We start from the raw sequence: 302 nt of genomic DNA, 5'->3' as shown, positions 1-302 counted from the left end.
GACCCGACACCGCCCACACCCACCTGGCCATCCTGACCCACCACGCCATCACCACCGGCCCCCACGACCACACCCCCAACCTCGCCCACGCCGCCACCTGGGCGCTGATCCACACCACCCAAAACGAACACCCCACCCGCATCACCACCCTGGACACCGACCACACCCCCACCCCCCTGCTCACCCACATCCTGGCCGCCCTGCCCCACACCGAACCCCAACTCGCGCTACGCCACCACACCGCCCACACCCCCCGCCTCACCCCGGTTACCGACACACCGGGCCCCGCTCCGGTCTGGGAC

At 71.5% G+C, this 302-nt stretch carries 1 protein-coding gene; it reads left to right on the top strand.

The features are described 5' to 3' along the window. A partial coding sequence (locus tag F0Q45_RS30585) for a SpnB-like Rossmann fold domain-containing protein (protein ID WP_188113224.1) occupies window positions 1-302 on the top strand: 302 nt, incomplete at both ends.

It is taken from the genome of Mycobacterium simiae (assembly GCF_008370645.1).
In the GTDB taxonomy this organism is placed as follows: Bacteria; Actinomycetota; Actinomycetes; order Mycobacteriales; family Mycobacteriaceae; genus Mycobacterium; species Mycobacterium simiae_A.
Note: the sequence above shows the minus strand (reverse complement) of the source record. Positions and strands in the feature narration are given on the sequence as shown.